The sequence below is a fragment of the Streptomyces sp. NPDC048277 genome, from assembly GCF_040652235.1.
In the GTDB taxonomy this organism is placed as follows: Bacteria; Actinomycetota; Actinomycetes; order Streptomycetales; family Streptomycetaceae; genus Streptomyces.
The window spans coordinates 1-6,751 of sequence record NZ_JBEZLQ010000068.1; the positions used below are offsets into that span (position 1 = coordinate 1).

The following is a 6,751-nucleotide window of genomic DNA, read 5'->3' on the forward strand; positions in this document are numbered from 1 at the left end:
GAAGAGACCCATCGCGAGGATCATGTCCGCTCTGCGCTGGTCGCGGTCTTTGAAGGATTCGCTCATGCAGTCAATAATACGTTGACCGCAGACCCGCAGTCAATAGTTTGTTGACCACGAATCTGCGGTCAATGGTTTGTTGATCGCAGGTTGTCAGGCCTCGACGCAGCCACCGCCGTAAACAGGCCGCTCGAAGAGGGCTCCACTCGGTACGCCTGCCACGGTGCGGAGGTGCTCGAACCCGTGCCGAATCCAGAACTGATGGAGGGCAGTGTTGGTGCTCCACGCGTCGAGCCGGAGATATCGCTTCTGCTGCTGCGCTGCGAGCCCGAGCGCGTGACTCAGGAGAGGCCCCGCGGTTCCATGGTGGGCGCCGGAGACCGGAGAGATCAGCCGGTGCAGAAAGAGGGCGTCCTCCATTTCCGAGGGACTCCATAGCCCAGGGTCGCTCCACTGGTCGATCGCGATCGTGGCGATCGGCTCGTCGTCCTTCGTGAGCATCCATGTCTCGCCCGCCTCGATGCTCGAGGAAACGCGGTCAAGGAAGGCCTGATCGCGGAGGCCGGCCGATCCCCACTGATCCCTTCCTTTGCGTGCGAGCCACGCTGCGCGCTCGGCTCTCCACTGGGCGATCAGGTCGACCTCGGCGGGTGCAGCTCGTCGGATCTTCACAGCCGGTCTCGATTCGCTCGGATGGTTCGCAACCCTGCCTCGAGCCCGATCTCGTGCACGATCCGTACGCCCTGCGGATGTACGACCCGCGTAGAGACCGAAGTGACGCGCTCGGGGTTGGCGGCGGTCGTGATGACTTGGAGCATCGATGTTCCGGGCGTGATCGCGAAAAGGGTGATCTCCTCGCTGGTCGCGGGTCGGACGGTGGTCTCGGTCGTCCAGGCGGTGTCAGCGTGACGGCTCGCCCCGATGCGGCGGGAGGTTCCTTCGGGGATGTCTTCGTTCACGTAGAGCCCGAGTTCTGCTGCGACCTCGGGGTCGTAGAACGTCGTCTCGGTCGAGATCACGCGGTCACTGATCGACTGCACGACCCGGCGGCGTGCGGTCGTCTCGCCCTCGGGTAGCCCGAGCCGGATCGCGATGTCAGCGGGAGGTGTCAGGGCTTCGGCTTCGGTGCTCGAGGTTCCGCCTCGTGCCTTCGCGATCGTGTTGAACATGTCGCTGGCCGCCTGGATGTCCTGCCACGTCGGCCGGGTCTGGTCGGTGACCCGATAGTCCATCGCCCGGAGGTCGGCAACACGAGGTCGACCGCCTCGGCGGCCGAAGATCAGGCCCTCTGACTTCAGGGTGCTGATCGCCTTCGAGACGGTCGAGTTTGACGCGCCGGTCTGCTTGATCAGATCCGCGTTCGTCGGCAGCGGCTCACCTACTCCCCACACCCCGTCAGTGATCTGGGTCCGTAGCCAATCGGCAATCTGCCGGGCGTCCATGCCCCGTGCTGGTTGGCGTCCTCGTGGTGGTTGCGCGCTCATGCTTGCCATGCTATCAGGAAAAAGATTCTGATCTATTTCGTGATAGTGCTTGCGTGAGAGGTGTCTAGTGATGCATGCTCTCATCTATCACGAAAAAGACGGGCGAGCCCGGAGCACTCCGGCCGCACGAAACCACCAACCAAGGAGTCACCATGAACGCCACTCAGACCGGTACCGCTTTCCCGATCCGCACCAACGCCAACGACTTCCCGGTGATCGCGCTGGGCATGGGAGACCAGGCCAAGCAGCGCACCGACGGCAACGGTCGTCCGAAGGCTGCCCCGACCGGCGAGGTCACCTACTCGACCGGCTGTGTCCTCCGCGTCGCCACCAAGGACGGCGGCGTACGCAACGACAAGATCGCCTCGATCGCGGTCATCAACCCGGCCAGCGTCTACGAGCTCGGTGAGATCTACGTGGCTCAGGGCGACGTGTTCGTGCAGCCCTACCAGTCCGGCGAGGGTGCCTCGGCTCGGCTGGCCTACTCGATCACCGTCGAGCGCCTGGTACCCGCCTCCCAGACCTCGGCTGGTAACCGTGCCAGCGCTCCCGCTGCCGCCGAGAAGCCCGCCAACAAGGCTGCCTGACACCCACCCAGCAACCCCCGCCCGACTGGTCTTGATACCCGGTCGCGGCGGGGGTTTTCCAACGGAAGGAACGAACCATGAACGAGCCCATCCTCGTAGTTCTCGGCATCTTCGCCGGGGCTGTTCTGATCGTCGCGATCACCTGCACTCGCCTCGGCCGGCATCTGGCCGTCACGACCGGCAAGACCCTGCTCACCCTCCCGCGCCGAGCGTGGTGGTGGCTCGACATCCGGATCACCTGGCGCAAGACGTGCCGCGAGGCCGGGGTCTCCAAGCGGATCACGACCCGCAAGGTCCGGGCCGGTGTCGGGGTCGAGTCGATCGAGAAGTGGCGGGACCCTCGCCTCAAGACGGTGCGCACCTCGGCGCACGCTGTCACCCTCAAGGCTCGTACTCGCCGGGGTCAGCCCCTGGCCGACCTCGAGGCCTTCGGCAAGTCGCTGGCCTCGACGTACGACGCGGAGGCATACCGGGTCTACTCCCCCAAGAAGCGCTCCGGCTCCACGATCCTGGTCGACCTCGTCAAGCGAGACCTGATCGTCAACTCCGTCACGGCTGGGATGCCCGAGCCTCGTGCTGAGTGGCAGTCGGTCCGTCTCGGCCGCACCCAGGCCGGTAAGCCGTGGGTCCTGCAGATCGCTGACCGACACACCCTGTGCGTGGGTGCCTCCGGCGCCGGAAAGGGCTCGGTCCTCTGGGGCATCCTCGGCGGTCTTGCTCCCGCGATCGCCGTCGACCTCGTCCGCTGCCACGGGATCGACCTCAAGGGCGGCGTCGAGATCGAGATGGGCAAGCCCCTGCTCCATGACACCGCGTACAACGTCGACGCGGCCGTGACGATGCTCGAGGACCTGCTCGACATCACCGAGCGTCGCCTCGCCCAGATGGCCGGTGTGGTCCGCTCGTTCGTCCCGACTCCGGGTGACCCCATTCACCTGTGCGTGATCGACGAGCTGCTGGTGATCACAGCGTTCGGTTCCTCCGAGATCAAGAAGAAGGTCGCCGAACTGCTCGGCAGCCTCCTCGCTCGCGGCCGCGCTGCTGGCGTCCTGGTCGTCGCCTTCGCCCAGGTCGGTGACAAGGCCAGCATCCCGATGCGCGATCTCTTCACCCAGACGATCGCGCTCCGGCTCCGGTCGCCTGAGCAGACCACGATGGTCCTCGGTGACGGGATGCGCGACATCGCTCCGGCTCACCGCATCCGCCGTGACTGCCAGGGAACCGGCTGGCTGATTCAGGAGGACGGCACCACCGATCGCGTCCGGGCCGACTATTGGACCGATGCGCTGATCAAGGACGTTGCCCGGATCTACACCGAGGGCGACGAGTCCGGTCCCGCTCTCGCCGTGGTCGCCTGATCGCTGATGTCGTCTCGGGCCTCGATGTGGATCAGGAACCGTCCGGGTGGGCGGCTCCTGGTCTGCGTCGTCGTTCGTGCCGGTGTCGCGTACGCCAGTGAGTTGGCAGGGGTAAGCGCTACTCAGTCCCGAGAGTGGCCCCATCGGCTGCTTGCGATGCCCACCCCAAATCCACCTCGAGGCAACGCGGGGAGTGTCCCCACCGGCAGCAACCCCCACCACCCCCACCTCATGGCCCCTGGTGCGCGCGAATGCGCCGACGCTACGAACGACGCCGATGTGATTCGTGCCGCCGTGACCGGCGCGCCTCGAACGATCCCCGCGACGATCGCGGGAGTTTTGACCCCAGGAAGCGGTGAAGGCCCAGAGCGCCAACTCTGGACCTTCTCGTCAATCGCTTCCGGAGCAATGGAGACGGAGCAATGACGGCTGCTTTCGCAGTACCCAGCGTAGACGACACCACCGACAGTGGCGACCCTCTGACACCCTGTGTCCTCGTCGTTGGCACCCGCATGGCGGGTCTCAGCACTCCGCCGAGGTCTTCGAGCTCGAACCGCGGCCCCTTCTTCACCCCCCATCGGGCCGAAGGCCGCGGGAGGCGGAACGCCGGAGCGGCCCGGCCCGCGGGCGGCGAAGCCGCCCGCCTTGGTAAGAGTCGCAAGATTCTCGTCGCAGTATCCCTGACCAGCCATTTCGGGTTTCCGCGATGAGTGACAACAGGGCTGCCCAGTGGGCGCGAGCGCTCGATGCTGACCGGCTTCGTCGGGATCTGCGGAAGGCACGATCGGATCAGGGTCACGGTCGCCGTTTGACCGCATGCGGATGGACGCCGGTTGCGCCGGAGGGTGTCGGTCTGCGGATCTCGGACGGCTCCGCTGGATTCTCGGGGGTCTCGACCTGCGGAAGCGCCTGGGCCTGCCCTCGCTGCTCGGCGAAGATCTCGGCCGCACGGTTCGAAGAGGTCCGCGCGATCCTCGAGTGGGCTCGGAAGCAGGGCTACACCTGCGGCCTGCTGACGCTGACGATGCAGCACAAGAAATCCGATCCCCTCGCAGATCTCCTCGAGGGCCAACTCGCTGCCTGGGCTCGAGTCACCCGCACCGAACGATGGACCGGCGAGAAGCCCGAGAAGTACGCCGAGCGGCTGGCCAAGTGGGAAGAGGCCGAGTCTCGCGGCTTCGTCGGAAAGGACGGGATCGCTCGACCTCGACCCCGACCCGATCGCCGCATCGGCCTGCGCGAGATCACCGAATGGACCTCGTCGCAGGGCGTCACCTCCACCACCGTTGACCCCGTCTCCCTGATCGGGTTCGTCCGGGTCATCGAGGTGATGCACGGTGACTCAGGCTGGCACCCCCACCAACACATGGTCGTCATCTTCGACGGCAACGTGACCACCGAGCAGGCCGAGACCTGGCGCAAAGGGATCTTCGAGCGCTGGCGCGAATCCCTGCAGGCCGAGGGCTACACCGCACGGGCCACCGTCCGCCAGGGCGGCATGATCCGCAACGTCGGCGCAGATCTCCGGCTCCTGCGACCGGGCCAGGCCGAAGAGTGGATCGCGGGCTACTTCACCAAGCAACTCGCGATGGAGGCGACCCTCGGCCACTCCAAGAAGGGCAAGGGCGAGGGTGGCTCTCGAGCACCGTTCGAGATCGCCCGTCACGCTGTAGCTCGAACCCTGACCACCGATGAGGATGGCATCACCACCGTGCGCGAGCCGGACCAGACATCGGCCCGGCTGTGGTGGGAGTACGAGAAGGCCACGAAGGCGCGGCACCGGCTGCGCTACTCCGAGGGGCTGCGGAAGATGGCGGGCCTCGAGGACGAAGAGCAGAGCGACGAAGACATCGCGGCCGAAGACCTCGGAACCGAGGATCTGGTGCGGATCACCAACATGATCTGGATCGGCCGGCATGGCGGCCTGGCCCGTCGCGGGCTCCGGGAAGTCGCTCCCGAGGTGCTCGACCTCGCCCGTCGTCGCGGGCTCCTGGCCGTGCTCGACTTCCTGACCGAAGAGGGCTTCCCGCACACCGTCACCGGCGCCGGTTGGGCACGCCTCGGTCTCGACCCACCAGAGCCTGAACTACTTCCGGAAGAGTGAGCGTCGCGGCGGATGTGGCGGCGGCGGCCCGGTCGGTCCTGGTGGTCGAGATCCCGCCTCGAGCATCCGTAGGGCTCGCTCCTGGTGCTCGATGAGCCGGTCGCGCTCGACGGCTACCGCCTCCGCAACAGCGGCCCGCTGCTCTGCCTGGCTGGCTCGTCGCTCGGCGTCCTCGAGGCGCGCGCGAATCTTCTCGATCTCGGCCACGACGTCGGAAATGTCGCGGGTGTCAGAGGGTGTCGGGCTGCCGTCCGGCTGGGTGGCAGAGACGGTGTCACCGCTGTGATCGCCGGATTCACCGGGTGTCACACGGTCCATCAGCCCCAGGCTCACGAGTGCCGATATCGGGATCTGCCACCCGTCATCTGTCACGGTGGCACCTGCGGCGACGAGTTCGTCTTTCCTGCGTCGCAGCGTGGACAGGCTCACGGTCGCCACCTTGGAGGCCTCCTTGAGACCCAGCACCGGTCCCGTGGAACCTGGCGCGCCACCTGGCACAGCATCGGGTGTCACCGGGTCTTCGGTCCCGGGTTCCTGGTCGGGTGTCTCTTCGGTCATGACACCGATTGTGACGGGCTACCGCGCGAATCGCTTGTGGGCGCGCTGCTTGGTGATCCCGAGGATCGCGCCGATCACATCCCAGCCGTACCGGTGCTGCGAGTGGTCAGCGGCGCGCTGATCGACCAGCACCATCGCCCCGTCTTCGGCCAGGACGACCCGTCTCTTCTGAGCCGGGATCGCGCGCGCATCGGCCACGGTCTCCTCGAGCAACTGCTCGCCCAGGCGGACGAGATCCTTCGCGTCCTGGATCCGCTGCAACGGTCGCAGGTGCTCGATGACGTCGGTCTCGCCGTCCTCGATCGCGGCCAGCAGTCCGCGGATCTGCTCGATCGTGAACGAGCCCTGTCCCTGGGTCTGGTCGGCGGTGCTCATTCGATCGGGTCGCGATCGCCGATCGGCATATAGCCGAGGTCCATGGCGCAGTGGGGGCAGAACTTGTCGCCCTGCTCCTCGACCGGCTTCTCGCATCGGAAGCAGGGGAGCAACTCGGCTCCGGGCCGCAGCTGCGGAATCCAGTCGGTCATCGCGAGTCCCTCGCTGCCAGTCGGTGGAAGAGATCCGCCGCTGCATCGGTGGTGTCCTGGTCCCACCCGGCCAGCCAGTCGAGGAACTTCCGGTCTCGGTCGGTCAGATCGAAGAGACCCATCGCGAGGATCA

Annotated in this window: 8 protein-coding genes; 3 read left to right on the forward strand and 5 right to left on the reverse strand. The window is 66.5% G+C overall.

The window, feature by feature from the left end:
• Positions 1 to 153 precede the first annotated feature (153 nt).
• The gene (locus AB0D85_RS51990) at positions 154 to 672 is read right to left on the reverse strand and encodes a hypothetical protein (protein WP_362338660.1); all 519 of its coding nucleotides are present in this window, start codon (positions 670 to 672) and stop codon (positions 154 to 156) included.
• Positions 669 to 1,484: a GntR family transcriptional regulator gene (locus AB0D85_RS51995; RefSeq protein ID WP_362338663.1), complete on the reverse strand. Its 816-nt coding sequence runs from the start codon at positions 1,482 to 1,484 to the stop codon at positions 669 to 671. Before AB0D85_RS51995 ends, AB0D85_RS51990 begins: the two co-directional genes overlap by 4 nt.
• Before the next feature lie 152 nt (positions 1,485 to 1,636).
• On the opposite strand from AB0D85_RS51995, the gene AB0D85_RS52000 reads away from it, so the two are divergent.
• The 3 genes from AB0D85_RS52000 to AB0D85_RS52010 all read left to right on the forward strand — a co-directional run bounded on the left by AB0D85_RS52000 (position 1,637) and on the right by AB0D85_RS52010 (position 5,533).
• The gene (locus AB0D85_RS52000) at positions 1,637 to 2,071 is read left to right on the forward strand and encodes a hypothetical protein (RefSeq protein ID WP_362338666.1); all 435 of its coding nucleotides are present in this window, start codon (positions 1,637 to 1,639) and stop codon (positions 2,069 to 2,071) included.
• Positions 2,072 to 2,148: 77 nt separating this feature from the next.
• A complete protein-coding gene (locus tag AB0D85_RS52005) occupies positions 2,149 to 3,429 on the forward strand; it encodes an FtsK/SpoIIIE domain-containing protein (protein ID WP_362338669.1) in 1,281 nt (426 codons plus the stop codon).
• An 808-nt stretch (positions 3,430 to 4,237) separates the two neighbouring features.
• The gene (locus tag AB0D85_RS52010) at positions 4,238 to 5,533 is read left to right on the forward strand and encodes a hypothetical protein (RefSeq protein WP_362338672.1); all 1,296 of its coding nucleotides are present in this window, start codon (positions 4,238 to 4,240) and stop codon (positions 5,531 to 5,533) included.
• Here the strand turns inward: AB0D85_RS52010 and AB0D85_RS52015 are convergent.
• Genes AB0D85_RS52015 through AB0D85_RS52025 form a run of 3 tightly spaced genes read right to left on the reverse strand, consistent with a single transcriptional unit; the run spans position 5,516 to position 6,618 of the window.
• The gene (locus AB0D85_RS52015; RefSeq protein ID WP_362338675.1) at positions 5,516 to 6,091 is read right to left on the reverse strand and encodes a hypothetical protein; all 576 of its coding nucleotides are present in this window, start codon (positions 6,089 to 6,091) and stop codon (positions 5,516 to 5,518) included. The two genes, AB0D85_RS52010 and AB0D85_RS52015, sit on opposite strands and share 18 nt — an antisense overlap.
• An 18-nt stretch (positions 6,092 to 6,109) precedes the next feature.
• Positions 6,110 to 6,466 carry a hypothetical protein gene (locus tag AB0D85_RS52020; protein ID WP_362338678.1) on the reverse strand — a complete coding sequence of 119 codons (357 nt, stop codon included), beginning with the start codon at positions 6,464 to 6,466 and terminating at the stop codon, positions 6,110 to 6,112.
• Positions 6,463 to 6,618: a hypothetical protein gene (locus tag AB0D85_RS52025; RefSeq protein ID WP_362338681.1), complete on the reverse strand. Its 156-nt coding sequence runs from the start codon at positions 6,616 to 6,618 to the stop codon at positions 6,463 to 6,465. The genes AB0D85_RS52020 and AB0D85_RS52025 overlap by 4 nt, the downstream gene beginning before the upstream one ends.
• Positions 6,619 to 6,751: the final 133 nt, after the last annotated feature.

Coding starts and splice junctions, on each gene's coding strand:
- AB0D85_RS51995 (WP_362338663.1), bottom strand. CDS start 1,484: ATGAGCGCGCAACCACCACGAGGACGCCAACCAGCACGGGGCATGGAC.
- AB0D85_RS52015 (WP_362338675.1), bottom strand. CDS start 6,091: ATGACCGAAGAGACACCCGACCAGGAACCCGGGACCGAAGACCCGGTG.
- AB0D85_RS52025 (WP_362338681.1), bottom strand. CDS start 6,618: ATGACCGACTGGATTCCGCAGCTGCGGCCCGGAGCCGAGTTGCTCCCC.
- AB0D85_RS52020 (WP_362338678.1), bottom strand. CDS start 6,466: ATGAGCACCGCCGACCAGACCCAGGGACAGGGCTCGTTCACGATCGAG.
- AB0D85_RS52000 (WP_362338666.1), top strand. CDS start 1,637: ATGAACGCCACTCAGACCGGTACCGCTTTCCCGATCCGCACCAACGCC.
- AB0D85_RS52005 (WP_362338669.1), top strand. CDS start 2,149: ATGAACGAGCCCATCCTCGTAGTTCTCGGCATCTTCGCCGGGGCTGTT.